Source organism: Falsiroseomonas ponticola (assembly GCF_016805305.1).
GTDB classification, from domain to species: Bacteria; Pseudomonadota; Alphaproteobacteria; order Acetobacterales; family Acetobacteraceae; genus Falsiroseomonas; species Falsiroseomonas ponticola.
Genome location: NZ_JAERQN010000011.1, coordinates 10,992 through 37,085, shown reverse-complemented (window position 1 = coordinate 37,085; position 26,094 = coordinate 10,992). Strand labels below are relative to the sequence as shown.

Annotated in this window: 21 protein-coding genes; 11 read left to right on the top strand and 10 right to left on the bottom strand. The window is 69.9% G+C overall.

Annotated elements, in window-relative coordinates:
• Window positions 1–1,020 (bottom strand): aromatic ring-hydroxylating oxygenase subunit alpha, encoded by a 1,020-nt coding sequence (locus JJI54_RS25290; protein WP_203076193.1) that lies wholly within the window; start codon window positions 1,018–1,020, stop codon window positions 1–3.
• A gap of 228 nt (window positions 1,021–1,248) precedes the next feature.
• Between JJI54_RS25290 and JJI54_RS25285 the strand changes: the two genes are divergently transcribed.
• From JJI54_RS25285 to JJI54_RS25270, 4 genes are read left to right on the top strand one after another with little or no spacing between them, the layout of a single operon-like run.
• Window positions 1,249–2,265, top strand: coding sequence for an ABC transporter substrate-binding protein (locus JJI54_RS25285; RefSeq protein WP_203076192.1), 1,017 nt, complete (start codon window positions 1,249–1,251; stop codon window positions 2,263–2,265).
• Window positions 2,266–2,288: 23 nt separating this feature from the next.
• A complete protein-coding gene (locus tag JJI54_RS25280) occupies window positions 2,289–3,107 on the top strand; it encodes a creatininase family protein (protein WP_203076191.1) in 819 nt (272 codons plus the stop codon).
• Window positions 3,100–4,458 (top strand): FAD-binding oxidoreductase, encoded by a 1,359-nt coding sequence (locus JJI54_RS25275; RefSeq protein ID WP_203076190.1) that lies wholly within the window; start codon window positions 3,100–3,102, stop codon window positions 4,456–4,458. The genes JJI54_RS25280 and JJI54_RS25275 overlap by 8 nt, the downstream gene beginning before the upstream one ends.
• Window positions 4,455–5,864 (top strand): FAD-binding oxidoreductase, encoded by a 1,410-nt coding sequence (locus JJI54_RS25270; protein ID WP_203076189.1) that lies wholly within the window; start codon window positions 4,455–4,457, stop codon window positions 5,862–5,864. Before JJI54_RS25275 ends, JJI54_RS25270 begins: the two co-directional genes overlap by 4 nt.
• Before the next feature lie 49 nt (window positions 5,865–5,913).
• On the opposite strand, the gene JJI54_RS25265 is transcribed toward JJI54_RS25270, so the two are convergent.
• The 7 genes from JJI54_RS25265 to JJI54_RS25235 form a co-directional block, all read right to left on the bottom strand.
• Window positions 5,914–6,444 (bottom strand): hypothetical protein, encoded by a 531-nt coding sequence (locus JJI54_RS25265; protein WP_203076188.1) that lies wholly within the window; start codon window positions 6,442–6,444, stop codon window positions 5,914–5,916.
• 250 nt (window positions 6,445–6,694) lie between these two features.
• On the bottom strand, window positions 6,695–7,429 hold the full coding sequence (locus tag JJI54_RS25260) for a proteasome-type protease (protein WP_203076187.1): 735 nt from the start codon (window positions 7,427–7,429) through the stop codon (window positions 6,695–6,697).
• Between the two features lie 106 nt (window positions 7,430–7,535).
• Window positions 7,536–8,300 (bottom strand): transglutaminase family protein, encoded by a 765-nt coding sequence (locus JJI54_RS25255; RefSeq protein WP_203076186.1) that lies wholly within the window; start codon window positions 8,298–8,300, stop codon window positions 7,536–7,538.
• A gap of 12 nt (window positions 8,301–8,312) precedes the next feature.
• Window positions 8,313–9,254 (bottom strand): alpha-E domain-containing protein, encoded by a 942-nt coding sequence (locus JJI54_RS25250; RefSeq protein WP_203076185.1) that lies wholly within the window; start codon window positions 9,252–9,254, stop codon window positions 8,313–8,315.
• Window positions 9,255–9,259: 5 nt separating this feature from the next.
• A complete protein-coding gene (locus tag JJI54_RS25245; RefSeq protein ID WP_456305615.1) occupies window positions 9,260–10,741 on the bottom strand; it encodes a circularly permuted type 2 ATP-grasp protein in 1,482 nt (493 codons plus the stop codon).
• A 138-nt stretch (window positions 10,742–10,879) separates the two neighbouring features.
• Complete coding sequence (locus JJI54_RS25240) at window positions 10,880–11,581, bottom strand: DUF1194 domain-containing protein (RefSeq protein ID WP_203076184.1); 702 nt, start codon at window positions 11,579–11,581, stop codon at window positions 10,880–10,882.
• 5 nt (window positions 11,582–11,586) lie between these two features.
• A complete protein-coding gene (locus tag JJI54_RS25235; protein WP_203076183.1) occupies window positions 11,587–13,299 on the bottom strand; it encodes a gamma-glutamyltransferase family protein in 1,713 nt (570 codons plus the stop codon).
• An 84-nt stretch (window positions 13,300–13,383) separates the two neighbouring features.
• Here JJI54_RS25235 and JJI54_RS25230 point away from each other — a divergent pair, with 84 nt between their 5' ends.
• Window positions 13,384–14,454, top strand: a complete 1,071-nt coding sequence (locus JJI54_RS25230; protein ID WP_203076182.1) for a hypothetical protein — start codon at window positions 13,384–13,386, stop codon at window positions 14,452–14,454.
• A 9-nt stretch (window positions 14,455–14,463) separates the two neighbouring features.
• Here JJI54_RS25230 and JJI54_RS25225 read toward each other — a convergent pair whose 3' ends face one another.
• Both JJI54_RS25225 and JJI54_RS25220 read right to left on the bottom strand, forming a co-directional pair.
• A complete protein-coding gene (locus JJI54_RS25225) occupies window positions 14,464–19,527 on the bottom strand; it encodes a beta strand repeat-containing protein (RefSeq protein WP_203076181.1) in 5,064 nt (1,687 codons plus the stop codon).
• Between the two features lie 386 nt (window positions 19,528–19,913).
• The gene (locus tag JJI54_RS25220) at window positions 19,914–20,480 is read right to left on the bottom strand and encodes a nucleoside 2-deoxyribosyltransferase (RefSeq protein ID WP_203076180.1); all 567 of its coding nucleotides are present in this window, start codon (window positions 20,478–20,480) and stop codon (window positions 19,914–19,916) included.
• A 79-nt stretch (window positions 20,481–20,559) separates the two neighbouring features.
• Between JJI54_RS25220 and JJI54_RS25215 the strand changes: the two genes are divergently transcribed.
• From JJI54_RS25215 to JJI54_RS25190, 6 genes are all read left to right on the top strand, one after another.
• Window positions 20,560–21,366: an alpha/beta hydrolase gene (locus JJI54_RS25215; RefSeq protein WP_203076179.1), complete on the top strand. Its 807-nt coding sequence runs from the start codon at window positions 20,560–20,562 to the stop codon at window positions 21,364–21,366.
• An 81-nt stretch (window positions 21,367–21,447) separates the two neighbouring features.
• The gene (locus tag JJI54_RS25210; protein WP_203076178.1) at window positions 21,448–22,641 is read left to right on the top strand and encodes an ABC transporter substrate-binding protein; all 1,194 of its coding nucleotides are present in this window, start codon (window positions 21,448–21,450) and stop codon (window positions 22,639–22,641) included.
• Window positions 22,642–22,655: 14 nt separating this feature from the next.
• Window positions 22,656–23,579, top strand: coding sequence for a branched-chain amino acid ABC transporter permease (locus JJI54_RS25205; protein ID WP_203076177.1), 924 nt, complete (start codon window positions 22,656–22,658; stop codon window positions 23,577–23,579).
• Complete coding sequence (locus JJI54_RS25200) at window positions 23,579–24,526, top strand: branched-chain amino acid ABC transporter permease (RefSeq protein ID WP_203076176.1); 948 nt, start codon at window positions 23,579–23,581, stop codon at window positions 24,524–24,526. The genes JJI54_RS25205 and JJI54_RS25200 overlap by 1 nt, the downstream gene beginning before the upstream one ends.
• Window positions 24,519–25,289, top strand: coding sequence for an ABC transporter ATP-binding protein (locus JJI54_RS25195; protein ID WP_203076175.1), 771 nt, complete (start codon window positions 24,519–24,521; stop codon window positions 25,287–25,289). Before JJI54_RS25200 ends, JJI54_RS25195 begins: the two co-directional genes overlap by 8 nt.
• Window positions 25,286–26,002, top strand: a complete 717-nt coding sequence (locus tag JJI54_RS25190) for an ABC transporter ATP-binding protein (RefSeq protein ID WP_203076174.1) — start codon at window positions 25,286–25,288, stop codon at window positions 26,000–26,002. The genes JJI54_RS25195 and JJI54_RS25190 overlap by 4 nt, the downstream gene beginning before the upstream one ends.
• Window positions 26,003–26,094: the final 92 nt, after the last annotated feature.

Here is a 26,094-nt window from a genome sequence, read left to right as displayed (position 1 = left end):
CTACTCCGCCGCTTCGGCCGGCACCTTCGCCTGGTGCTCCGCGATCATCCGCGCGAGCATCCGGCGCATCAGCACGCCCGGCCGGTCGCTCGGCATGTTCATCTCGATGCCCGTCTGGTCCAGCGGCACGTCGAATTCCGTGCTCTCCAGGATGTCGCGGTCCTCATCCGTCACGACGCGGTCGAAGGCGATCACGTCCTCGGCCTTCGCCTGCTCCTCCGTGTCGTTGCGATAGACGAACTGCACCACCATGGAGGAGGCATCGTCGATCGGCGTCGCGCAGGTGACGATGCTGTGGCTGAGCCCGTTGGGATAGCGGATGCGCAGCTTGCGCAGGAAGGGCGCGTACCAGCGGCCGTTCATGTGGCGCACCGTCGTGTCGCTCTCCATGTTCAGCACCTTCTTCTGGATCTCGGGGTTCCGCACGGGGACTTCCGTGATCATCAGGAAGCCGTCGGCGAATTCCTCGATCTCCAGCTTCGCGGGCTCCGGGTGGCCCTGGTCGCCGAAGCTGGCGCGGTGGACGAAGGCGAAATGGGCGTTGTCGAAGCTGTTCTCCATCAGACGCAGCCCCGCGCAGTTCCACACCTCGTAGAACTCGTCGATGCGGCGGAAGCCGAGGCCCTCCTCCTCGAATTCCGGCAGCGGGTACACGGGATCCTCCAGCGCCACCCACACATAGCCGTAGCGGATGTCGGCGCGGTAGGACGGCACGCGCATGTTGGTCTGCCCCTGCCGGTCAACGGGCCGCTGCGGCACGCGCATCACGCGGCCTTCCGCCGAGAATTCCCAGCCATGGTAGCCGCAGGCGAGCCAGCCATTGCTGTAGAAGCCCTTGGAGAGCCTGGCCGTGCGGTGGCAGCAGCGGTCATCCATCGCGGCCGCCTTGCCCTCCCCGTCCAGCCACAGCACCAGATCCTTGCCCAGCAGCCGGAAGGGCCTGGGGCCGTCCTTCAAATGGCTGACGGGGATGACGGGGTACCAGAAGCGCTTCAGCAGCGGCGTGGCGGTGGCGAGCATCCGGGGAGGCCCTTTCGCGGCGATGTCCTTCCCAGGGTGCAAATCCGGGCCGCCCCGCGCAAGCACCAATCCGGGCCCGCCAGCCCGGAACCGCCCAATTCCTGGCCAATCCGCCCATGCCATGGGCAAACCGACCGCCGGAAGCCGCCCGCCCGGGCAAAACGACCCCTCCACCGCCCGCCCGGCGCTTGCTAACAGCGCCGCAACCACAACCTGCCGGGAACCGCCATGCTCCGCCGACGCCACACCCTTGCCCTGCTGGGCACCGCCCTCGCCGCCCCCGCGGTGCATGCGCAATCGCTGCTGGATGTCCGCTTCACCCTGGACTGGGCCCTGCAGGGGCCGCAGGGCGCCTTCCTGCTGGCGCTGGACCGCGGCTATTTCCGCGAAGCCGGGCTGAACGTGACGATGGATCGCGGCTTCGGCTCCGGCGACGTGCCGGTGAAGATTTCCGCGGGTGCCTATGATGTCGGCGTCGCCGACCTCAACCCCACCATCCGCATGCGGCTGGAACGCGCCGACAGCGACCTCTTCACCCCCTTCATCATCCATGACGCCACGGCGATGGCGATCATGACGCTGCGGCGGGAGAATATCCGCACCCCCGCCGATTTGGTCGGCAAGACCTTGGCCTCCCCGGAATCCGATGCCGGCCGCCAGCTCTTCCCCGCCTTCGCCAAGGCCGCGGGCATCGATGCCAACAGCGTGCGCTGGACCACGGTGACGCCGCAGCTCCGCGAACCCATGCTGGTGCAGGGCCGGGCGAATGCCATCACGGGCTTCATCACCTCCGGCATCTTCTCGCTCCGCGGCCTCGGCATCCCGGAGCAGGACATCGTGACCATGCTCTACAGCGATGTCGGCGCGGATTTCTTCGCGACCTCCCTCATCACCACGCGCCGCTGGGCCACGGCTAATCCCCGCGCCGTCACGGGCCTGATCCGCGGCCTGGTCCGCGCGCAGTATGAGAGCCTGCGCGACCCCGCCGCCACCATCGCCAACCTCCGCCGCCGCGAGCCCCTGACCGATGTGGCGCTGGAGACGGAGCGCCTGCGCATGGCGCTGGACCGGCTGACCTTCACCGACCATGTCCGCCGCAACGGCTTCGGCCAGGTGGATATCCCCCGCCTGCAGCGCAGCATCGATGCGGTGCGGGAGGCGTTCGGCATCTCGCGCCCGATGCCCGCCTCGGATATCTACGACCCGTCCTACCTCCCTCCGGCCACCGACCTCCGGCTGGCCTGAGCGCATCCACGAAAGGTCCTGCCATGGCCCCCCTCCCCACCCGCTACTGGCAGGACCTGCCCTGGCCGGCCTTCAAGGACCTGCCCTCCAACACCGTCGCCGTGCTGCCCGTGGCGTCCATCGAGCAGCATGGCCCGCACCTCCCCGTCTCCGTGGACACCACCATCAACCAGGGCGTCGTCGCCCGCACGCTGAAGGTCATCCCGGACGACCTGCCCGTGCTGGTGCTGCCGACGCAGAGCGTGGGCTGCTCGGTCGAGCATCTCCGCTTCCCCGGCACCATCACCACCACGCCGGAGACGCTGCTTTCCATCGTGGCGGATATGGGCGCCTCCGTCGCGCGGGCGGGCGTGAAGCGCCTGGTGATCGTCAACAGCCATGGCGGCAATGTCTCCGTCCTCGACATCGCCTGCCGCCGCATCCGGATCGAGCACAACATCCTGGCCGTGAACGCCATGTGGGCGCGGATGGGGAAGCCGGATGCGCTGAAGGATGAGATCGAGGGCCGCTACGGCATCCATGCCGGCCGCGACGAAACGAGCGTGATGCTCGCCCTGACCCCGCACCTCGTTCACATGGACAAGGCCATCAACTTCGTCAGCCGCTGGCAGGGCGTCTCCAACGTCGCGCCGCGCATGGCCCCCGATGGCGGCGCGCCGCTGGCCTGGCAGGCGCAGGATTTGCACCCCGCCGGCGCGGTCGGCGATGCGTCGCTGGCGACCGCCGAGATCGGGGAGCAGCTGCTGGACTATGCGGCCGAACGCATGGCCGCGCTCTGGACCCAGGTGGCCGCCTTCGATGCGGAAGCCTTCCTGGCCAACGAGCCCTCCGCGCATGGCTGACATCGCGGCCCTGGCGGCGGCGCTGGATGGCATCGAGCTGTCCAGCGACCGCGCGCTGCTGCGCCAGAAGTCGCGCGACTTCTACTGGTACAGCCCCATCCTGAAGAAGCAGCTGGATGGCAAGTCCGGCGACCTCTATGCCCGCCCGAAGGATGAGGCCGAGGTGCTGCGCATCCTGGCGGCCTGCCGCGCGGCGCGCGTGCCGGTCACGACGCGGGGCGGCGGCACCGGCAATTACGGGCAATGCGTGCCGCTGGAAGGCGGCGTCATCCTGGACATGACGGCGATGGCGAAGCCCGTCGCGCTGGCCGATGGCGTCGTCGATGTCGAGTGCGGCATGAAGATGATCGACCTCGACCTCTGGGCGCGGGAGCAGGGGTGGGAGCTGAAGCTCTGGCCCTCCACCAAGCGCACCGCGACCATCGGCGGCTTCGTGGCCGGCGGCGGCGCGGGGGTCGGCGGCATCGCGCATGGCACCATGCGCGAACGCGGCAACCTCATCGGCGCGCGCGTCGCCACCATGCAGGACCCACCGGTGGTGCTGGACCTGGAAGGCGACGATGCCTCCCCGGTCAACCGCACCTATGGCACCACGGGCATCATGACGCGCATCCGCCTGCCGCTGACGCCGGCGCAGGATTGGCGCGACATCGCCATCGGGTTCGAGAAATTCACCGATGCCGCCGCCTTCGCCCTCGCGCTGTCCTTCGCGGATGGCATCCCGAAGAAGATGTGCGGCGTCTTCGACAGCCAGCTGCCGCCCTTCTTCAAGGGCATTTCCGATGTCGTGCCGGAAGGCCGGTCGCTGGTGCTGACCATGGTCGCCCCCTCCGGCCTCCGCGCGCTGCGCGACCTGGCGCGCGACCACAACGGCACCTTCCTCGCGGAGCAATCGACCGTCGAGGCCGAGCGCGATCCGGACAAGACGCCCTTCTACGAATACTGCTGGAACCACACGACCTTGCAGGTCCTGAAGAAGGATCGCGGCGTCAGCTACCTGCAATGCCGCTTCCCCTTCGAGGATACGCTGGCCGCGATCGAGGCCGTGCGCATCCCCTTCCGGGACGAGGTCTGGATGCACACGGAATGCGTCCGCTTCGGCGGCCGCATCACCATGTCGGCGCTGCCCGTCATCCGCTGGACCAGCGCCGAGCGGATGTATGAGATCATCGCGGCCTTCGAGGCCGCGGGCCTCGGCATCGCCAACCCGCATGTCCTGACCATCGAGGAAGGCAGCAACTACCGCCGCGTGCCCGGGGACCAGCTCGGCTTCAAGCAGCGCACCGACCCGCTCGGCCTGCTCAACCCCGGCAAGATGCGCGATTTTTCGCCCGTGGAGACCGCCGCATGACCGTCGCCGCCGTCATCGAAGCCCTGCCGCAGATCCAGTGGATCACGGACCCGGCGCTGGTCCGGCTGAAATCGCGCGACTTCTTCTGGTACTCGCCGGTCCTCAAGCGCCAGCTCAACGGCGTCACCGCCGAAGCGGTCGCCTGCCCGAAGGACGAGGCCGAGGTCATCGCCATCCTGGCGGCCTGCGTGAAGCACCAGGTGCCGCTGACGCCGCGCGGCGCCGGCACGGGCAATTACGGCCAGGCCATGCCGCTGAAGGGCGGCATCGTGCTGGACCTGATGGGCCTCGACCGCATCGTCTGGACCAGGCCCGGCGTGGTGCGCGCCCAGGCCGGCGTGAAGCTCATCGACCTCGATGCGCATACGCGGCGGGAAGTGCGGGGCGAGCTGCGCTTCCACCCCAGCACCAAGCGCACGGCGAGCATCGGCGGCTTCATCGCCGGCGGCTCCTCCGGCATCGGGTCCTGCACCTATGGCAAGCTGCGGGAATTCGGGAACATCCTCGGCCTTCGCGTCATCACCATGGAAGCCGAGCCGCGGGTGCTGGAACTGCGCGGCACGGACATCGACAAGGCCAATCACGCCTACGGCACCAACGGCATCATCACGGAAGTGGAGATGCCCCTCGCCCCCGCCTGGGACTGGGTGGATGTGCTGGCGGGCTTCCCGGATACGCTGAGCGCGGCGCGCTTCGCCGAAGCGCTCATCGCCTCCGACGGCATCGCCAAGAAGATGGCGGGCGTGGTCGCGCCGGGCGTGGCGCAGACCTACTTCAAGATGCTCCAGCCCTACGTCCCGGCCGGCGCCGCCTGCGCCCTGGTGATGGTGGCGGAGCCCTTTCTCGAACTCCTCAAGCCCCTGCTGGCGCGCTTCGGCGGCACCGAACTCTACCGCTGCGAGACGGAGAAGGCCGAAACGCCGCTCTACGAATTCACCTGGAACCACACCACGCTCCAGGCCCTCAAGGTCGATCGCAGCCTCACCTATCTCCAGACCCTCTATCCGCCGCCCAACCACTTCGCGCTGATCGAGAAGATGGAGAAGACCTTTGGCGACGAGGTGCCGCTGCATCTGGAATTCGTCCGCCTCAACGGCGTCGTCACCTGCTTCGGCCTCCAGCTCGTCCGCTACACGACGGAGGAGCGGCTGGCCGAGATCATCGACATCCATGAGGATGCCGGCTGCCCCGTCTTCAACCCGCATGCCTTCACCTTGGAGGAAGGCGGCATGAAGCGGATCGACAGCGAACAGCTGGACTTCAAGCGCGTGGCGGACCCGCATGGGCTGCTGAACCCCGGCAAGATGCTGGCCTGGGACGACCCGGACTGGACGCCGGAGCGCAAGCGGACCTTCTACCTCTACGGCCAGGCGGACGCGCCGGAAGTCGAGGAAGTGCTGGAGTAGCCTCTGCCATCCCCTCCCCCGCAAAGACGGGGGAGGGACCGCGGCACTTTCACGCCGAATAGACCCAGGGCTTGCACGCGCTCAGCGCCGGCATCGCGCCTTCCACCACCAGGGTCAGCGTTACCGGCGTCACCTTCGGCACGCTGGCGCCGCCGGCCTGGTCGCGCAGCACGTCGAAGCAGTACTTGCTGTCCTCCAGCTTGCCATTCGCATTGAAGAAGCCCACCGCGACGCAGCCCTGGACGTGAGAGGGCTGGCTGCCCGGGTGCATCAGGATGTTGCCCTTCGTCTCCTCCTGCTCCTCCAGCCCCGGATTGATGACGAAGGATTTGTAGCGCTCGTGCCAGTAGATGCTGGAAGCCGGGTAGGTTCGGCCGCCCTTCATGTGCATGTAGCCATCCATGCGCTCGATCGTCTCGAACTGAAGGCCATGGACGATGAGTTCACCGACCAGCCCATGGGCGACGGCGGTGACGGGCTTGCCGTCCTTCACCACCGGATTCCCGTTGCTGTCCTTCTTCGTGTAGGTGTTCTTCACGAAGCGGTCGGTGCGCCGGTAGGTGAAGATGGCGGTGCTCATCGGGATGGCTCCTCGGGATGGATTGTCCTGGGGGCCATCATGCGGGACGGGCGCGCGCGCGGCTGTTCCGCCGGGAACAGGCCGGAAGTGCTGGACAGGGCGGCCGCCGCGGCGCTATCTTGGGAATATCATCCCAACACCACCACCCCGGACCGGGCGCCGGGACCCCCCCTCGAAAAACGGTGCTAAAGGCGTCTAATCGGCATAATCGGCTAAAGGCGCAGTAGCCTTTAGTGGCCTCAAAGCCACATCAGCCGAGCCAATCCGGCCGCGGCAGCGCCTGGTAGGCCTCCCGCAGGCTCTCCGACCAGCGCTGCCGCAGGAAGGCGAAATAGGGGTCGTCCTCCCCGATCCGCCGCCGCAGCCCCACCTGCAAGGCGTCCCGCCGGATCACCGTCAGGTCCACCGGCAGCCCCACGGTCAGGTTGGACCGCAAGGTGCTGTCCATGCTGATCAGCGCCAGAGTCACGCCATCGGCCAGCGGCGTGGCCGGCGTCAGCACGCGGTCCAGGATCGGCTTGCCGTATTTGTGCTCGCCGATCTGCAGGAAGGGCGTATCCGCCGTCGCCTCGATGAAGTTGCCGGCGGCATAGATGAGGAACAGGCGCGGCGCGGCGCCCGCGATCTGCCCGCCCAGCATGATGGAGACGTCGAAGCCGATGCCCTGCGCGCGCAGCGCCGGGCCATCGGCGTCATAGACCTGGCGAACCGCCTCCCCCACCAGCTGGGCCGCGCGGAACATGGTCGGCACGGACTGCAAGGTCTGCACCTGGCCGCCCAGCGTCACGCCTTCCTGCAGGCGGTTCCACACGGCCTGCGTCACGGCCAGGTTGCCCGCCGTCAGCATCGCCAGCACGCGCTCGCCCGGCACCTGCTCCACGAAGGTCTTGCCGAAGACGGAGATGTTGTCCACGCCCGCATTGGTGCGGGTGTCCGACAGCATCACGAGCCCCGCATCGAGGAGCAGGCCGACGCAGTAGGTCATGGTGCCCGCCCCCCGGAGGCCGGGCGCCCGCTTCGCGGGCCTGGCTTCGCGGCGGCCATCCGGCCGCTCTCCGCGCTCGACGGGGCGCGATGCGTGCCGCCTTCCGTCACGCGCGGTCCACCCGGACGCTATGCGCGAAATGGCCCGCCCCCGGCCCGCGCCGGATGCCGCGCACCGCGCCGGCCTCGCTCTCGTCGAGCCCGATGGCCAGCCGGATATGCGCGGCCGGCGCGGCTTCCCGCAGCACCTCCACCGATTGCCAGGCCTGGCCATCCCAGCATTCCGCCCAGAGATGCGGCGCCGCCGCATCCTGCCCATTGGCGCCGTCCCAGAGATAGCCGGAGACCATGCGCGCCGGCGTGCCGCCCGCGCGCATCGCGGCCAGGAACAGGTGCAGCAGCCCCGCCGCGCTGCCGCGGCGCGCGGCCAGCACCTCCGCCGCCGTCTCCGCCGCGCGGGGATCGATCTCGATCATCCCGCGCAGCGTCGCGGCCAGCGCGGCCGGCGCGGGCGCGCCGGCGGCCAGCGCGCGGATCGCGTCATCCAGCGTGGTCAGCGCCGTCTCCCGCCGGAAGACCTCGGGCGGCAGCGTCTCCTCCAGGCCGGAGGGCCCGCTCTCCGGCCGCAGCTCCACCTCTCCGTCCACGGTCACGGACAGGCCGCGATGCGGCAGGTTGCGCGTGAGCAGCAGCGTGGTGTTGCCGTAGCCATCCTCGAAGCCCGGCATGGCGCCGCCGCGATCGCCCGCGATGCGCCAATGGCACAGCGTCAGCCCGGCCTCGTCCCGCGGCGTCAGCCGCAGGGCCTGGATGGTCATGGAATGGGGTTCGTCGAACTCCCAGTGCAGGCGGTGGCGCACACGCAGGCGCATCGCGCGCTCCTCTCAGCCGTGCAGGTAGAAGGCGGTGATCTCCCGCCCCAGGTCGATGTTGCGGTTGATGCACTGGGTCAGGAAGGCGTGCAGCCCGCCCGCCATGATGTCCTCGATCCGCCCGTAGCGCAGCCGCGCATGGATCTCGCCCGCCAGGCGATGCGCCTCTCCCCGGCGGCCGCCATTGGATTCGGCGATGCGGTCCAGCACCTGCTCCACCCGGCTGTGGCAGGCCAGCAGGGATCGCGGCAGCTCCGGCCGCAGGATCAGCAGGTCCGCCACCAGCTTCGGCTGCAGGCGCGTGTGGTAGATCCACTGGTAGGACCGCAGCGCGGAGACGGAGCGCAGCAGCGCCTGCCACTGCGCATAGGCCACGGCACCTTCCGCGCCCTCCCCCGTGATCGTCTCGTGCTTCGCGTCCAGCAGGCGGGCGGTGTTGTCGGCGCGTTCCAGCATCACGCCGAGATGGGTGAAGCGCCAGCCATCGTTGCGCAGCATCGTGTCCGCCGCCGCGCCGTTGAACAGCAGCGTGCGCGCGCGCACCCATTCCAGGAATTGCGGCAGGCGGTCGGGCTCCGCCGCCGTCGCGGCCTGCACGCGCATCTCCCGCCAGGTGTCGTTCAGCGCCTCCCACATATCCACGGTCAGCGCGGTGCGCACGGCGCGGCCATTGCCGCGCGCGGCCTCGATGCAATTGGCGATGGAGGAAGGGTTGTCCTGGTCCAGCGCCAGCCAGCGGATCACCGCTTCCGGCGTCACCTCCCCATGCTTGGCCAGGAAGCCGGGTTCCGCCCCGGCCGCGACCAGCAGGCCGCGCCATTCATCGACGCCGCCGCCAAGGCTGCTGGCCAGCCCCGCCATGCGCAGCGAGACCTGCATGCCGCGGGCGAGGTTGCCGGCACGCTCCACATAGCGGCCCATCCAGTAGAGGCTGTCGGCGGTGCGGGAGAGCATGGCGGTCAGCCCCCCATCCGCTGGGACTGGGATTGGGTCTGTGTCTGTGCCTGGCCCGGCGCGGGCCCGTCATCCAGCACCCAGGTATCCTTGGTGCCGCCACCCTGGGAGGAATTGACCACCAGCGATCCCTCCCGCAGCGCCACGCGCGTCAGCCCGCCCGGCACGATGCGGACATCCTTGCCCGTCAGGATATAGGGGCGCAGGTCGACATGCCGCGGCGCGATGGCGCTGCCCGCCAGCGTCGGCACGGTGGAGAGGGCGAGCGTCGGCTGCGCGATGTAGTCGGCCGGGCGCGCCTTGATGCGGCGGGCGAATTCGTCGCGCTGTTCCGCCGTGCTGTGCGGCCCGATCAGCATGCCATAGCCGCCGGAGCCCCGTGCCAGCTTCACCACCAGTTCCTGCATGTGCTCCAGCACATAGGCGCGATCCTCGTCGCGCTCGCAGAGGTAGGTCGGCACGTTCTGCAGCAGCGGCGCCTCGTCCAGGTAGAAGCGGATCATGTCCGGCACGAAGGGATAGATGGCCTTGTCATCCGCGATCCCGGCACCCGGCGCATTGGCCAGGGTGATGTTGCCGGCGCGATAGGCCGCGAAGATGCCGGGCACGCCGAGCATGCTGTCCGGCCGGAAGACCAGCGGATCCAGGTAGTCGTCATCGAGGCGCCGGTACAGCACATCGACGCGCTTCGGCCCCGCCGTGGTGCGCATGTAGACGACGGCATCCTCGACGAAGAGGTCGAAGCCCTCCACCACCTCCACGCCCATCTCGTCGGCCAGGAAGCAATGCTCGTAATAGGCGCTGTTGTAGTGGCCCGGCGTCAGGATGGCGACGCAGGGCTCCCCCTGGCAGTTCGGCGGCGCGGCTTCCTTCAGCGTCTCCAGCAGCTCCTCCGGGTAGTGGCCGACGGGCATCAGGCGATGGCCGGCGCAGAGCTGCGGGAAGAGGCGCAGCATCGCCTCCCGGTTCTCCAGCATGTAGGAAACGCCGGAGGGCGTGCGGCAATTGTCTTCCAGCACGTAGAAATCATCCGGCCCGGTGCGCACCAGGTCGATGCCGCTGATATGGGTATAGACGCCGCCCGGCGGCACGAAGCCCTGCATCTCGGGCCGGAAGGCCTCGTTCTGCAGCACCAGGCTTTCGGGGATCAGGCCGGCGCGCAGGATCTCCCGCTTCGAATAGACATCGGCCATGAACATGTTCAGCGCCTTCACGCGCTGCGTCAGGCCGCGCGCCAGGCGGTCCCATTCCTGGCGGGCCAGGATGCGGGGGATGACATCGAAGGGGATCAGGCGTTCGGGGTCGCCGCCCTCCCCATACACCGCGAAGGTGATGCCGACGCGGCGGAACAGGGCCTCGGCCTCCGCCCGCTTGGCGGCCAGGGCTTCCAGCCCATGGGCCTTCAGCCAGGCTTCTATCCCGGCATAGGCCGGTCGCACGCCGCCCCCGGCATGCATCTCGTCGAAGGCGCGGCGCTGTTCGTTCACGTCGTTGATCCGGAAGCCACTTTCCCTTTCCCCGACCATCGCGGAATACGATCGCGCTGGGAAGGGGCGCGCATCACGCGGACCGGCCCGCGCAAACCCGGCCTGCCCGCCTGTTGGGCAAGGCTGCCGCCGGCGCGGTCAGGCGGGAAGCGGCCCGGGGGCCAGCGCGACCTCCCGGATCAGCTTGGCGCGCAGCGCGCGGGCGAAGTCGCGCCGGTCCTCCGCCCGCATCACGAAGGCGCCCGTGCCGCCGATCACGTCCCGCTCATAGGCCGCCGCCAGCACGCCGCCGGACCAGCTCGACGCCACCTCGATGGCCAGCGCGTTCACCGTGATGCCCTGCGCCACCACCCGGTCCCGCGCCACCGGCGCCGGCACGCGGGACCGCATGTCGGGCCCGTCGCCGGAGACGTCGATGGTGCGTTCCGTCGCCGCCCAGGGCGCGGCCGCGATCAGCGCGGCGCTGTGCAGGATGGCATCGCCGATGGCGTTGTAGGATTGGCGGGACCGCGGCGCATCCCGCATCGCGGTCGCCGCCATGGCCGCGCTGGCGGCGTCGGAGACGCGGTGCCAGTCCACCACCGTCGCCGCCCCGCCCGGCGATCCCCATTCCACCATGGCGATGCCGATCGCGCCGCGCGGCTGGGACCGGATGGCGGCCAGCACGGCGGGATGGGCGATGGCCTCCGCGATGCCTTCCCGCTGCAGGGCGAATTCATCGGCATCGATGGAGCCGGAGGCATCGACCGCCAGCACCAGCAGCGAATCGACCGGGCTGCCCTGGGCCGCCGCCGGCAGCGCCGCCAGGGCGGGGGCGGCAAGCAGGGCGCGGCGGCGCATCGCGCTCAGTTCGCGATGGCATAGGCCGGGCGGCGGGGATCCGCGCCGGCATGGATCAGGCCTGTCGAGGGCTCGCTCATCACCACCTCCACGCTGCCGGCCAGCCAGGTCGTGGCCGGCCAGTCCTTCACCTCATGGCCGAGTTCAGACAGCGCCGCGCGCGTCTCCGCCGGGATGCGCGTCTCCACCGCCAGGCGGCCGGGGAAATACTCGTACGGCGCGAAGGAGGAAGGGAAGGAATAGGTGGCGATTCGCGGCGCCTCGATCGCGTCCTGCACCGGCATGCCGAAATGCAGGATGTTGAGCATCACCTGCAGCATGGCCTGGATCTGCACATCGCCGCCCGGCGTGCCGAAGGGCATCACGCCGCCTTCCTTCGTCAGCACCATGGCGGGGTTGGGCGTGAGGCGCGGCCGCTTGCCGGGCGCGACGCCCGCGGGGTGGCGCGGATCGGGCCGGTTCTGCGACCCGCGGCCGGAGATGACGAGCCCCGTCCCCGGCACCACCGGCACGTTCCAGGACCCGTCGCTGGGCGTGGCGCTGAAGGCATTGCCCCAGCGGTCCACCACCGCGACGTAGGAGGTATCGGCCTCGACCTTGGGCAGCGCCTCCTCCGTCGCGGGCGGCAGTTCCGTGCCATTGCCGAGGATCGGCTCCGGCATGCCCGGATGGGCGCGGGTGAGGTCGATGGCCGCGGCGCGCCTGGCGATGTGGGAAGGCGAGAGCAGCGTATCGATCGGCACGTCGGTGAAGGCGGGGTCGCCGAAATGGTATTCGCGGTCCGCCAGCGCGCCCTTCAGCGCCTCCGTCAGGATGTGGAGATAGGGCGCCGAGTTATGCGCCAGGCCATCGAGGCCGAGCTTCTCCGCGATCAGCAGCGCCTCCAGCAGCGCCGGGCCCTGGCACCAGGGGCCGCAGGTCAGCACCTCATGCCCCCGCCAGGGGCGGCGGACCACGGGTTCGATCCTCGAGGCGAAGGTCGCCATGTCCTCGGCGCTGAGGAAGCCGCCCTCGGACTGGATGAAGCGCACCACCTCCCGCGCCAGGTCGCCCTTGTAGAAGGCGTCATGCGCGGCCTGCAGCCCGGCGTCCCGCCCGCGCCCCGAAGCGGCGCGTTCCTGGTCCACCATGTAGGTCAGGCTCCGCGCCAGGTCGGTCTGGCGGAACAGCTCGCCCACACGCGGGGCTCGGCCATTCGGCAGGAAGATGGCGGCGTTCTGCGGCCAGCGCTGGTAGCCCGCCAGGTTCTTGCCGATGCTCTCCGCCAGCAGCGCGTAGGTGGCGTAGCCGTCGCGGGCATAGCGGATGGCGCCGGCGGCGATGTCGCCGAAGCTCATCGTCCCGTGCCGGCGCAGCGCGGTGATCCAGGCGTCCGGCGCCGCCGGCACCACCATCCGCCGCACGCCGACCGGCATGGTGCCGCCATGTTCGCGCATGAAGACATCGGGCGGCGTCGCGGCGGGCCAATGGCCGAGGCCCGCGATGCTCTCCACCGTGCCATCCGCGCGGCGGATCAGGATGGGCGCCACGCCGGCGACGCTGACGAGATCGGGCTGCAGCACGCCGAGCGCGAGGCCCGCCGCGCAGCCCGCATCCACGGCGTTGCCGCCCGCTTCCAGGATGGCGAAGCCCGCCGCGGCGGCGAGGTAATGCCCCGCGCTGATGGCGTGGCGCGTGCCGCTGATGGTCGGGCGCCCAGGGGTGGCCGTGGCGGTCATGGCGCAAACCTTGTCACATCGTGGGACGGGAAGGCTCGGCGCGGCGGGGCGGGCCTGTCAATGGCGGGCGGGGAACCATCGGGCGTGCCGGGCGTCGCCACCCCCGGACCGATGCACGACACACAGACCCCCACCCACCCCGCCACCACCCATGGCGCGGCCCTGCTGCGCGGCCTGCGCGTGGAAGCCTGCGGCCATGCCCTGCCCAGCCTTCCCGCCGGCGCCGAGCGGGATTTCGACGCGATCCTCGCGGCCTGGCGGCTGCGCCACCGCCGCGGCGGCGGGCGCGACCCCTTCGGCGACATCGTGCCGGAAGCGGTGGAGGCGGAGGCGCTGGAGAATGCGCTGGCGGGCGGCACGCCGGTGGCGGGCGGCCTGGTGCAGGGCGCCATCGAGGATGCGGCCCACAACCTCGTGAAGATCATCCGCGCCTGCCTGGTCCGGCCGGAATGGCAGGGGACGCAGCGCGTCATCGTCGGCGGCGGCTTCCGCGTGGCCCGCATCGCGGAACTCGCCTTGGCCCGCGCCGGCGTGCTGCTGCGGGCGGAGCAGTTGGGCAGCGCCGTCGCCGCCATCCGGCATGATCCGGCGGAGACCGGGCTGCTCGGCGCCGCGCGGCTGCTGCCGATGCGGCTGCTGGAGGGATCGGACGCGGTGCTGGCCGCCGATCTCGGCCGGCGGAGCTTCCGCGCGGGGCTGGTGCTGCCGCGCCTCGGCGTCGCGCCGGAACTGGCGGCGGCCACGGTCTGGCGGATGGAGCGCTGGGTGCATGCGCCGGAGGCGCCGGACCGGCCCCGCGCGCTGCTCGGGCTTGGCGCCATGCTGCGCCGCCTGGCGGAGCGGGCCCGGCAGGCCGGCCTGTCCATCGCCCCCGTCATCGCCATCGGCATCCCCGCCATGGTGGAGGCGGATGGCGCGCTCGGCACCGGGGCGGAGGCGCTGCCCGGCGACTGGTCGGCGCCCGGCTTCCGCGCCGCCCCGGCGATCGAGGCGCTGCTGCCCGACCGCGCCGCCGACATCGTGCTGCACAACGCCGCCGTCACCTACGGCCTGTCGGAAGCGCCGTTCCACCGCGACATCGCGCGGTGGGGCGTGCTCCGGATCGGCAGCGATCCGGGGCATGCGCGCTTCACGAACCTGCCGCTGCGGCGGTAGGAGCCGCGGTCAGGCGATCACCTGGATCTCCGCCCCCGTGAAGCCCGCGACCGAGGGCAGCGCGGCGATCAGCACCCGGCCATCCGGCGCCGTGCCATTCGCATCCCAGTAGAGCAGCCCGTCATCGAGGTCGAAGACGAACTGCGCATTGGTGGCGGAGGTGGCGGCGCCGGCATTGTTGGCGGCGTAGAAGCCGCTGGCCGTGACATCCATGCCCGCGAACAAGCCGCCGCCGAAGCCCGACGCGCTGACGCGGATGGTATCGTCCGCCACGCGGTAATCGGTGATGCGATCGCCGCCTTCGGCCGCCGAGCCGAACTGGAAGATGTCGTTGCCGGAGCCGCCGCTCAGCGTATCCGCGCCCTCCCCGCCATTCAGCGTGTCGGCGCCCCCGGCGCTGACCAGCACGTCGTCGCCCTGCAGGCCGCGCAGCTCGTTGTCGCCGCCATTGCCGGTGATGGCATTGGCCAGGGCGTTGCCGGTGCCGTTGATGCTGGTGCCGCCCGCCAGGGTCAGGTTCTCCACCCCGGCGGTGAGCGTGTAGGACACGCCGGCCTGCACCAGGTCCGTGCCCTCCCCCGCCAGCTCCGTCACCTGGTCGAGCGCGGCATCGACGACATAGGTGTCGTTGCCGGCGCCACCCGCCATGCTGTCGGCGCCCGTGCCGCCATCCAGCCGGTCATGGCCCGCGCCGCCGGCCAGCAAATCGCCATCGGCGCCGCCGACCAGCGAATCATTGCCGTCGCCGCCATCGATGGTGTCGATGCCCGCCGCCCCGTTGATGGTGTCGTGCCCCTGCGCGCCCGCCAGGACGTTGTTGCCCGCATTGCCGGTCAGGGTGTTGTCCAGATCGTTGCCCGTGCCGTCCACGGCCGCGGTGCCGGTCAGCAGCAGGTTCTCCACGAAGTCGCTGAGCGTGACGGTGACGGTGGAGCGCACCAAGTCCACGCCCTCGCCCTCCTCCTCGATCACGGAATCGCCGGCATGGTCGATGGTGAAGACGTCGTTGCCCTGGCCGCCGACCAGGACATCCGCCCCCGCGCCGCCATCCAGGCTGTCATGGCCCTCCGCCCCTTCCAGGCGGTTGTTGCCCGCATTGCCGGTGAGGGTGTTGTTCTCGGCATTCCCCGTGCCGTCGATGCTGGTGGTGCCCATCAGGGTGAGCGATTCGACGAAGGCGCTCAGCGTGTAGCTCGCGCTGGCATAGACGATGTCCGTCCCCTCGCCGGCGCGTTCCAGCACCTCGTCCAGCGCGTTGTCGGCGAAGTAGGAGTCGTTGCCGGTGCCGCCGACCAGGCTGTCGGCGCCGCCGCCGCCATCGAGGCGATCATTGCCCTCATCGCCCTGCAGCGTGTCGTTGCCCAGGCCGCCCGTCAGCTGGTCGTTGCCGCCGCCGCCCACCATGCTGTCGGCACCGGCGCCGCCATTCAGGCTGTCGTTGAAGGTGCCGGCGCCGCCGATCATCGTATCGTCGCCGCCGCTGCCATTGAGCGAATCATTGCCGAGGCCGCCATCCATCGTATCCGCGGAGCCCGTGCCGTTGACCGTATCGCCCGCGCCCGTGCCCTCGATGACGTTGCCGATGGTGATGGCGACGGCGCGGCTTGCCGTGAACTCGCCATCGGTGGCGGAGACGACGATGTCATAGACGTTGTTCGCGCCGGCATCGAGCGGCGTCTCGAAATCCGGCGCCGCGACGAAGGAGACGACGCCCGTGCTGGCGTTGATGGTGAAGCGCGCCGCATCGATGCCGGACAGCCCGTAGGCCAGCGACGGGTTCGCATCGATGTCGAGGGCGGTGACGACATAGGCGGGGGTGTTCAGGTTCTCCGTGAAGGCGACGGTGCCGCCCGAGGTGATGCTCAGCCCCTCATTCACGTTCGTGACCGTGATGACGACGTCGAGGTCCTGGGCGGAATCGATCAGTTCAGGCACGCCCGCCACATCGATGATGTCGGCGACCGAGACCGTGATCCGGTAGGCGTTGCTGCGCGGCGCCTCGAAATTCGGCGAGTCGATGAAGCGGATCTCGCCGGTGGCGGAATCCAGCGTGAAGAGCGCGGCGTCATCGCCCGACAGGCTGAAGGCATGCCGCCCGCCGGCCAGGTCGTCACCATCCGTGTAGGTGATGGTGTAGGCGACGCCGGTGCCGTTCTCCGCGAAGCTGGCCGAGGCCGGGGAGGAGACGACCGGCGCGACATTGACGTCGGTCACGGCGAGGGAGCGGTTGATGCTGGTGCTCAGCTCGCCATCGGAGGCGGTGAGCGTGACCTCATAGACATTGTCGCCATCGGCATCGAGCGGATTCTCGAAATCCGGGGCGGTGATGAAGGTGGCGACGCCGGTTGCCGCGTTCATGCTGAACAGCGCGGCATCCGCGCCGCCGATGGAATAGGTGATCGTCACCGCACCGGCCGAGGAGGGCCCGCCATTGTCGGTGGCGGAGATCGCGAAGGCGGCGCCCGTGCCATTCTCCTCGAAGGTCGCGGGGCTGAGGTCGGTGACCACGGGCGCCGTATTCTCATACACATCGGTGACGGTGACGAAGACGTCCTTGGTCACCGTGAAGTCCGGCCCGTCCGTGACCTGCAGGACGACGTGATAGACGTTGTCGCCATTGCCATCGGCCGGATTCTCGAAATCCGGCGGCGTGACGAAGGTCAGCGCCCCCGTCGCGGGATCGAGCGTGAAGAAGGCGTTGTCGTTGGTGCCGCCCGTGGCGAGGGACAGCGTGAGGTAGGCGAGGCTGCCCGTGACGGGGCCGGCGGCATCGCCGTTGTCGGTGGCGACCGCGGTATAGACGGTGCCCGTGCCGTTCTCCGCGAAGCTCGCCCCGTCACCGGAGGTGAAGGCGGGCGCGGTATTCTCATAGACATCGGTGACGGTGATGGAGACCACCTGCCGCGCCGTGCGCGACCCGTCGGAGGCGGTGACCGTCACCTCATAGACATTGGTGCCGCCGGCGGAATCCGGTGCCTCGAAATCCTTGGGTCCGGTGAAGGACAGCGCGCCCGTCGCGCTGTCGATGGTGAAGCGGGGCGCGTCGTGGCCGGTGATGCCATAGACCAGCGTCACCGGCCGCAGGCCCGCCGCATCGCCATCATCGATCGCGGTGGCGGTATAGACGATGCCGGTCGCATTCTCCGCGATGGTGCCCGTGGTGCCGGAGGTGAAGACCGGCGGCGCATTCTCATAGATCAGGTTGGTCACCCGGATGACCAGGTTCTGGCTGATGGGCTGGATGCCGTCGCTGACGGTGATGGTGACGTTGTAGGTATTGTCGGCCCCGGCATCGGCCGGTGCCTCGAAATCCGGGGGCAGGTTGAAGCTCAGGTCGCCCGTGGTCGTGTCTAGGGTGAAGAGGCTGGCATCCGGCCCGCTGAGCCGCAGGGTCAGCGGATCGCCATCCGGGTCCACCGCATCGACGCCATAGACCGGCGTCTCGGTATTCTCCGGCACGCTCACGCGCACCGTCAGCGCCGGGATGTCGTTCGTGCCCTGGATGGTGAGCGTCACCGTGCCCGTGCGGATCGCGCCTTCGGCATCGCGCATCGTGTAGTCGAAGGCGGTGGTGGTGGTCTGCCCGGCCTTGAGGGACTGGAAGTTGACGCCGGGGTCATAGACCACCTTGCCATCGACCATGCTGGCCGTGCCGGTGAGCCTGCTGACATCGAGGCCGATCAGCGTCTTGGCGGAGCCGGCCGTCGCCGTCAGGTCGTTCGCCAGCACATCGATGGTGACGGCGGCGCCGTCCTCCACCGCGGTCGCCGTATCATCCACGGCGACGGTGGCCGGGGCCACGGTGATGGCGAAAAGGTCGTAATTCGCGAAGTCGGGATCCTCGGCGAAGCCCTGGCTCTTGTCCGACATCGCGACGACCGTGGTCCCGTCGCCGGACAGCACCGCGCCCTGCAGGTCGGTGATGACGTGGCTGATCGTCCCCGTGGCGCGGTCCAGGACATAGGCCTGAGGCACGAGCGGCTCGTAGTTCGGCAGGTTGGTGCTGCCAAAGGTCCAGAACAGGATCTTGGAGAAGTCGTCGGAAACGCCCTGCCGTTCGAGGAAGTCGTAGTAGCCATTGGGAATCACGGCGCCCGCCGCCGCGAAGACATCGATCAACTCACCGGTGACGAGGTTCTTCTCCATGAGGTGATAGGTGCCCAGGCGGTCGCTCAGGCTGCTGTGCTGCCGCATTTCGAACAGCACCCTCGTGCCATCCGCGGAGAAGATGGGATGCTCGGCATTCGCCAGCTGCAGCTGGGTGCCATCGCTGGCCGTACTGATCCGCGTCACCTCACCCGTGGCGAGATTCTTGAGGAAGACGTCCCGGCCGAAAGCGTAGGTGATGGTGGGGGTAGCGGCATAGGTCGCGGCATTCGTGTCGCCGGCCACCAGGTTCGTCGCCGTGCTGGAGAAGGCCACGAACTGGCCATCGCGGGAGAAGACGCCGTCATCGGATGGCGCATTGCCGCCCTCGCCGGCCGCGTTGGACGACACCAGTTGATAGGTGCCGCCCGACACATCCTTCACGAAGACCTGCTGCGTATCCCAGGGCAGGCCCGTCGCGATGTTCTGGGCCGAGGTCGAGACCACGATGCGCTGGCCATTGGCGGAGAGGGCGAATTCCGTGATCTCGCGGTCCGGCCGCGTGCCATCGGCCGCGTCCTCCGCCCGGACGTAGGATCCGGTCCGCAGGTCCACGACGAGAAGCTTCTCCGTCGCGTCATAGCCCGCGAAGAGATTCGACGACCGCGTGAAACCCGCCATCGTCGTGCCATCCGGGGAGAAGGCGACCGCGAACAGGGGCTCGTTCGGCAGCGTGCCGGTGGAGGTGAGGAAGGCGGGTTTCACCGCGCCGGTGTAGAGGTCCTTCAGCCACAGGCTCGCCCCGGCGGGCAGCGGATCGGCATCGTTCGGCGCGATGATCCGGTTCGGCGCCGCAAGCGCCACCTGCGTTCCATCCGGCGTGAAGGTATAGATGCCGCTGGTGTAGTTGATGTTGAGCCGCGCGCCCGTCGCGGTGGTCGTCACGATGCCGATCCCGCCGATGGTGGGCGATACGACAGCAGCCATGGGTGCCTCCCCGTTCTCGTTGCAACGAGGGCACGCCCGGTGGATGCCCGCGCAATGGACGAAACGGTTCCACGGATTCCGCTGGTTTTCAATTATTCGTGCGATGGGATGGCACGTCGTTTCTTGCCGGACGGGCGCGGGCCATGAAGCGGGTTGCGTGAATATTTACGAACTACAAGCATTGCTTGCATCGACCTCAGGGCTTGCACGCGGGCCGATGGGGACGGGCGCCCGCCTGCGGATCGCGCCTCGGAGATCGCCCGGCAATGCCGGCGCGGCCAGCCCGCTGCTTGGCGTCGTCCTGCCCAAGGCACGCCCGCGGCGGGCCGCATCCGCGGCCTCGGCCGACCGTGTCGGCCGCCGGTCACGCCAGGGGCGCGGCGGTATCAGGCCCGGCGGGTGGCGAGTGCCTTCAGGCACGCCTCGAAGGCCGCCAGATCCGTCCAGCGATCGGCCTCGGGCACCTGGCGGCGGACCAGCAGGCCATCGGCGGCGCGGATGCTGCCATCGATCATCAGGTTGTCCGTCAGGCCGAAGGATTCGAGGCTCAGCCCCTCCCCATCCACCCACTCGCCCTTCGCATCGCGCCGCGCGGCATCGCCCAGGAAGGCGCGCGTGCGCGTGCTGAAGTCGGCGGCATCGTTGCTGTAGCCCAGCACCGGCCGCCCGAGGGCCCGCATGAAGCCGAGTTCGTAGACGGTGCCGGCATCGGCGGAGGGGCCGCGAAAGGGGGTCAGGTTCGCGACCAGCGCGTCGCAGGCGCGGATATGCGCTTCGTTCCGCAGGTAGATGGCGTACCAGAGGTCGGAGGCCGCATCGGCGGCGGGGTCCGGGCGGGGATCGGTCGGGAAGACGCCCTCCAGCCCATGCCGCGCGCAGAGGCGCTTCTTCTCCGCCGCCATGGCGGCGGCATCGGGCAGGAAGACATCGGGGCCGGCGAGATAGACTTTCATCGCCCCCTCATGCCCCAAACAGGGGCGGTTGTGGAACGGGGGGCTTGCCGCCCGTGGCGCCCCCGCGTGTCATGCGGCCATGGACCTCGAAGCCGAATACAACAACCGCGCCCGCGTCCCCGAACACCCCGCCGTGATGCAGGGCTGGCAGCGCGACGCCGCCGCCTGGCGGGAGGCCTGCCCCCGGGCCGAACTCGGCCTGGCCTATGGGGCCGGGGAGCGGGAGAGGCTCGACCTGTTCTGGCCGGCGGGAGAGGCGGTGGCCATGGCCGTCTTCATCCATGGCGGCTACTGGATGGCGCTGGGGCGCGAATGGGTCAGCCATTGCGCGCGGGGGTTGAACGGCCGCGGCATCGCGGTGGCCATCCCGTCCTATGACCTGGCGCCCGGCGTCAGCGTGGGCACGATCGTCGCGCAGATGCGGGCCGCCTGCGCCTTCCTGCATCGCCGGCATGGGCGGCGCCTGATGGTCAGCGGCCATTCCGCCGGCGGGCAGCTGGCGGCGATGATGCTGGCAACCGATTGGCGCGCGCTGGACCCGGCGCTGCCCGCGGACCTGGTCCCCGCCGCGCTGCCGATCTCCGGCGTGTTCGAGCTGGAGCCCCTGCTGCCGACCAGCATCGGCGCGGCGCTGCGCATCGGCGCGGCGGAGGCGCGCGCCGTCTCCCCCCGCTTCCTGCCGAAGCCGGGCGGGACCATCCACTGCGTGGTTGGCGGTGACGAAAGCCCGGAATACCTGCGCCAGACCCGCGACATGGCCGCGGCCTGGGGCGGCACGGCGGAGGCGCTGCCGGGCCTCAACCACTTCACGGTCATCGCGCCGCTGGCCGATCCGGGCAGCGCGCTGGTGGAGCATGCGGGACGACTTGCATGCGGGGGCCGCTAAACCGCTCGCGTGCGGCGCACGCTAAACCACTTGCATGCGGGCAATAGTTGAAGCTTAAACTATCTCCGGGAGACGGAAGGGATGACGATGCGGATCGAACTGGGCCGGCGCGCGGCGCTGGGTCTCGGCGCCTCGGCGCTGGCCATGCCGCTGGTGGCGCGCGCGCAGGCAGCGCCGGTGAAGGTGGGGCTGGTGGCGGTGCTGACGGGGCCGCAGGCCTCGCTGGGCACGCATCTGCGGGATGGCTTCATGCTCGGCATGCGCCACCTGGAGAACCGCCTGGGCGGGCGGGGTGCCGAGGTGCTGGTCATCGATGACGAGCTGCGCCCCGACGTGGCGGTGACGAAGGTGCGCGCGGCGATCGAGCGCGACCGCTGCGACGTGATCGTCGGTGTCGTCTTCTCCAACATCCTGGGCGCCATCCTGCGCCCGGTGACGGATACGCAGACCTTCCTGATCTCCACCAATGCCGGCCCCTCCCCCTTCGCGGGGCGCGGCTGCAACCCCTTCTTCTTCGCCACCTCCTACGTCAACGACCAGAACCATGCGGTGATGGGCCAGGCGGCGCAGGATGCGGGGTATCGCCGCGTCATGATCATGACGCCGAACTACCAGGCGGGGCGCGATGCCGCGGCGGGCTTCAAGTCCCGCTTCCGGGGCGAGGTGGTGGACGAGATCTACACGCCGCTGACGCAGCTCGACTTCTCCGCGGAGCTGGCGCGGATCGCGGCGGCGCGGCCGGATGCGCTGTTCACCTTCATGCCGGGCGGGCTCGGCGTGAATCTGGTGCGGCAGTATCGCCAGGCCGGGCTCGCCAGCATCCCCTTCCTCTCCGCCTTCACGGTGGATGAGGCGGTGCTGCCCGCGCAGGGGGAGGCCGCGGTCGGCTTCTTCACCGGCACCACCTGGACGCCGACGCTGCCCAACGAGCAGAACGCCCGCTTCGTGCGGGATTTCGAGGGCCAGTTCAACTACGTGCCCGCCAGCTACGCGGCGCATGCCTATGACAGCGCCTTCCTGCTGGACAGCGCCATCCGCCGCACCGGCGGCAACCTGGCCGACAAGGGCGCGCTGCGCAGCGCGATCCGCGCCGCCGATTTCCGCAGCGTGCGCGGGCCCTTCGCCTTCGGCGCCAACCACTTCCCCGTGCAGGATTTCTGGCTGGCCAAGGTGGCGCGGCGGGCGGACGGCAAGTTCCAGACCGAGCATGAGCGCAAGGTCTTCGACAACGTCACCGATCCCTTCGCGGCGGAATGCCGCATGCCCGCCGGCTGAGGAGCGGGCTAAGGATGTCGACCACGCTTCTGCTGGTGCAGGGCCTGAACGGCCTGCAGCTCGGCATCCTTCTCTTCCTGATCGCGGCGGGGCTGACGCTGGTCTTCGGGGTGATGGATTTCATCAACCTGGCGCATGGCGTGCAGTACATGGTCGGCGCCTATTTCGCCGCCTTCTTCGCGGCCCAGACCGGCAGCTTCTGGCTGGCGCTGCTGCTGGCCCTGCCGGCGGCGCTGCTGTTCGGGCTGCTGCTGGAATTCCTGGTCTTCCGGCACCTCTATGACCGCGACCACATGGCGCAGGTGCTGGCGACCTTCGGCGTCATCCTGGTGCTGAACCAGGGCGTGAAGATGGTGTTCGGCGCGGCGCCGCTGCAGGTGCCGCTGCCGGATGCGCTGACCGGCGGCATCCGCGTGATGGAGGGGCTGCTCTACCCCACCTATCGCCTCGCCATCATCGCCGGGGGCCTCGCCACGGCGGGGCTGCTCTGGTGGCTGGTGGAGCGCACCAGGGTCGGCATGCTGGTGCGGGCGGGCGCCACCAACGCGCCGATGGTGGCGGCACTCGGTGTCGATATCCGGCGGCTCTTCATGGTGGTCTTCGGCTTCGGGGCGATGCTCGCGGGCTTCGCGGGTGTGCTGGCGGCGCCGATCCTCTCCGTGGAGCCCGGGATGGGCGACAACCTGCTGATCCTGGCCTTCGTCGTCATCGTCATCGGCGGCATCGGCAGCATCCGCGGCGCCTTCCTGGCGGCGCTGCTGGTCGGGCTGGTGGAGACGCTGGGGCGGTCCCTGATGCCGGACCTCATGCGGCTGTTCCTCTCGCCGTCGGAGGCACGCCAGGTCGGCGCGGCGCTCTCCTCCATGCTGATCTACATCGCCATGGCGGCGATCCTGGCCTTCCGGCCGGCGGGGCTGTTCCCGGTGCGGGCTTCCTGATGCGGGCGCTGAAGGCCGAACTGCCGGCGCTGCTGCTGCTCGGCGCGCTGGCGGCGGCCCCTTTCGCAGGATTCGGCGAGGGCTATGTGCTGACGCTGATGGCGCGGGCGATGATCCTGGCCATGGCGGCCGTCTCGCTCTCCCTGCTCGTGGGCGGGGCGGGCCTCGTCTCCATGGGCCATGCGGCGATGATGGGCTTCGGCGCCTATGCCGTCGTCATCCTGGACGATGCGCGGATCGTGGAGGCGCATGTGGTGCTGCCCGTCGCGATCCTCGCCGCGGCGGGCTTCGCGCTGGTCACGGGTGCGGTCGCGGTGCGCACCAGCGGCGTCCACTTCATCATGATCACGCTGGCCTTCGGGCAGATGGCCTTCTTCACCGCGACCTCGCTGGCCGGCTATGGCGGCGACGATGGCTACACGCTCTACGCCCGCAACACCGTGGCGGGCGGGCGGCTGCTGGAGAACAAGCTGGCCTTCCACTATGTCTGCCTCGGCGCGCTGGCGCTGGCCTGGCTGCTCTGCCGCGTCCTGCTGGCCTCCCGCTTCGGCCGCGTGCTGCGCGCCGTGAAGGGCAATCCCATGCGGGCGCAGGCGCTGGGCTTCGACCCCTATCCCTATCGCCTCACGGCCTACGTCATCGCCGGTGCGATCGGCGGCGCGGCCGGGTTCCTTTTCGCCAATGCGACGGAGTTCGTGGCTCCCGCCTACATCTCCTGGCAGCGCTCCGGCGAGTTGCTGTTCATGGTCATCCTCGGCGGGCTGTCCGGGCTGCATGGCGCGCTGCTCGGCGCGCTGGGCTTCGTGCTGCTGGAGGAGTGGCTGTCCCACCAATGGGAGCATTGGCGCATCCTGTTCGGCGTGCTGCTGATCCTGGCCGTGCTGTTCCTGCCAAACGGCCTGTCGGGCATCCCTGGCCAGGTCGCGAAGGGGTTCCGCCGTGGCTGAGGCACTCCTTTCGCTGCGGAACCTGAGAAAACGCTTCGGCGGGCTGGCGGTGACGGATGACGTCTCGCTCGATGTCACGCCGGGGGAGATCCACGCCATCATCGGCCCCAACGGCGCCGGCAAGACCACGCTGATCAACGAGATCAGCGGCGTGCTGCCCGTCGATGCCGGGCAGATCCACTTCGATGGCCGCGATATCACCGCCCTGCCCCTGCATCGCCGCGCGCGGCTCGGCCTCGCGCGCAGCTTCCAGATCACCTCCGTCATCCCGGCCTTCACGGCGCTGGAGAATACGGCGCTGGCCGTGCAGGCCGGCGCGGGGTCCAGCTTCCGCTTCTTCCGCCCGGCCTCGACGGAGGCGCGGCTGAACCAGGCGGCGATGACGGCGCTGGAGGCGGTGGGCCTCGGCGCCCGCGCGCAGGTGCCGGCGGGCGCCATGAGCCATGGGGAGAAGCGGCAGCTCGAACTCGCCATCGCGCTGGCGACCGAGCCCCGCCTGCTGCTGCTGGACGAACCGCTGGCCGGCGCGGGGCCGGAGGAGACGGAGCGGCTGATCGGCATCCTGCGCAGCCTCCGCGGCCGCTACACCATCGTGCTGGTGGAGCACGACATGCAGGCGGTCTTCGCGCTGGCCGACCGCATCTCCGTCCTCGTCTATGGCCGCGTCATCGCGACCGGCGCCACCGAGGAGATCCGCGCGAACCCCGAGGTGAAGGCCGCCTATCTCGGCGAGGACGAGATGACCCTGGACGAGGTGCCATGATCCGCCTGGCGGGCCTCACCGCGGGCTATGGCGGCAGCCAGGTCCTGTTCGGGATCGACCTCTCGATCGGCGCGGGGGAGGTGGTGACGCTGCTCGGCCGCAACGGCATGGGCAAGACCACCACCGTGCGCGCCATCATGGGCCTGCTGCCCTCCGTCGGCGGGCGCATCTGGGGCGGGGAGATCACGCTCGATGGCGCCTCCGTCGCGGGCCTGCCGGCGCACAAGGTGGCGCGCCAGGGGCTGGGGCTGGTGCCGGAGGGGCGGCAGGTCTTCCCGACCCTGACGGTGGAGGAGAACCTGCTGGCCACCGCCGCCCATCGCGGCCCCGGCGCGCCGCGCTGGACGCTGCCGGCGGTGTACGACTTCTTCCCCCGCCTGCGCGAACGCCGCAGCAATCCCGGCGCCAAGCTCTCGGGCGGCGAACAGCAGATGGTCGCGATCGGCCGCGCGCTGATGACCAATCCGCGGCTGCTCATCCTGGATGAGGCGACGGAGGGCCTGGCGCCGCTGATCCGCGCGGAGATCTGGTACGTGCTGGCGCAGCTGAAGGCGGAGGGCCAGGCGATCCTGCTGATCGACAAGAACCTGGCGGCGGTGACGCGCCTCGCGGACCGGCATGTGGTCATCGAGAAGGGCCGCACGGTCTGGACCGGGACCAGCACGGAGCTGGCCGCGGCGCCGCAGGTCCGGGACAGCTACCTGCACCTGTAAAGCCTTTACCGCTTTACAGCCCGGCGAGTCGGCGGCTTCACAGCATTCACCGCCGCCGCGCAATCATCCTATTCAACCAAAGCCGGTGACGA

Coding starts and splice junctions, on each gene's coding strand:
- JJI54_RS25290 (WP_203076193.1), bottom strand. CDS start 1,020: ATGCTCGCCACCGCCACGCCGCTGCTGAAGCGCTTCTGGTACCCCGTC.
- JJI54_RS25285 (WP_203076192.1), top strand. CDS start 1,249: ATGCTCCGCCGACGCCACACCCTTGCCCTGCTGGGCACCGCCCTCGCC.
- JJI54_RS25280 (WP_203076191.1), top strand. CDS start 2,289: ATGGCCCCCCTCCCCACCCGCTACTGGCAGGACCTGCCCTGGCCGGCC.
- JJI54_RS25275 (WP_203076190.1), top strand. CDS start 3,100: ATGGCTGACATCGCGGCCCTGGCGGCGGCGCTGGATGGCATCGAGCTG.
- JJI54_RS25270 (WP_203076189.1), top strand. CDS start 4,455: ATGACCGTCGCCGCCGTCATCGAAGCCCTGCCGCAGATCCAGTGGATC.
- JJI54_RS25265 (WP_203076188.1), bottom strand. CDS start 6,444: ATGAGCACCGCCATCTTCACCTACCGGCGCACCGACCGCTTCGTGAAG.
- JJI54_RS25260 (WP_203076187.1), bottom strand. CDS start 7,429: ATGACCTACTGCGTCGGCCTGCTCCTCGATGCGGGGCTCGTGATGCTG.
- JJI54_RS25255 (WP_203076186.1), bottom strand. CDS start 8,300: ATGCGCCTGCGTGTGCGCCACCGCCTGCACTGGGAGTTCGACGAACCC.
- JJI54_RS25250 (WP_203076185.1), bottom strand. CDS start 9,254: ATGCTCTCCCGCACCGCCGACAGCCTCTACTGGATGGGCCGCTATGTG.
- JJI54_RS25240 (WP_203076184.1), bottom strand. CDS start 11,581: ATGCGCCGCCGCGCCCTGCTTGCCGCCCCCGCCCTGGCGGCGCTGCCG.
- JJI54_RS25235 (WP_203076183.1), bottom strand. CDS start 13,299: ATGACCGCCACGGCCACCCCTGGGCGCCCGACCATCAGCGGCACGCGC.
- JJI54_RS25225 (WP_203076181.1), bottom strand. CDS start 19,527: ATGGCTGCTGTCGTATCGCCCACCATCGGCGGGATCGGCATCGTGACG.
- JJI54_RS25220 (WP_203076180.1), bottom strand. CDS start 20,480: ATGAAAGTCTATCTCGCCGGCCCCGATGTCTTCCTGCCCGATGCCGCC.
- JJI54_RS25215 (WP_203076179.1), top strand. CDS start 20,560: ATGGACCTCGAAGCCGAATACAACAACCGCGCCCGCGTCCCCGAACAC.
- JJI54_RS25210 (WP_203076178.1), top strand. CDS start 21,448: ATGACGATGCGGATCGAACTGGGCCGGCGCGCGGCGCTGGGTCTCGGC.
- JJI54_RS25205 (WP_203076177.1), top strand. CDS start 22,656: ATGTCGACCACGCTTCTGCTGGTGCAGGGCCTGAACGGCCTGCAGCTC.
- JJI54_RS25200 (WP_203076176.1), top strand. CDS start 23,579: ATGCGGGCGCTGAAGGCCGAACTGCCGGCGCTGCTGCTGCTCGGCGCG.
- JJI54_RS25190 (WP_203076174.1), top strand. CDS start 25,286: ATGATCCGCCTGGCGGGCCTCACCGCGGGCTATGGCGGCAGCCAGGTC.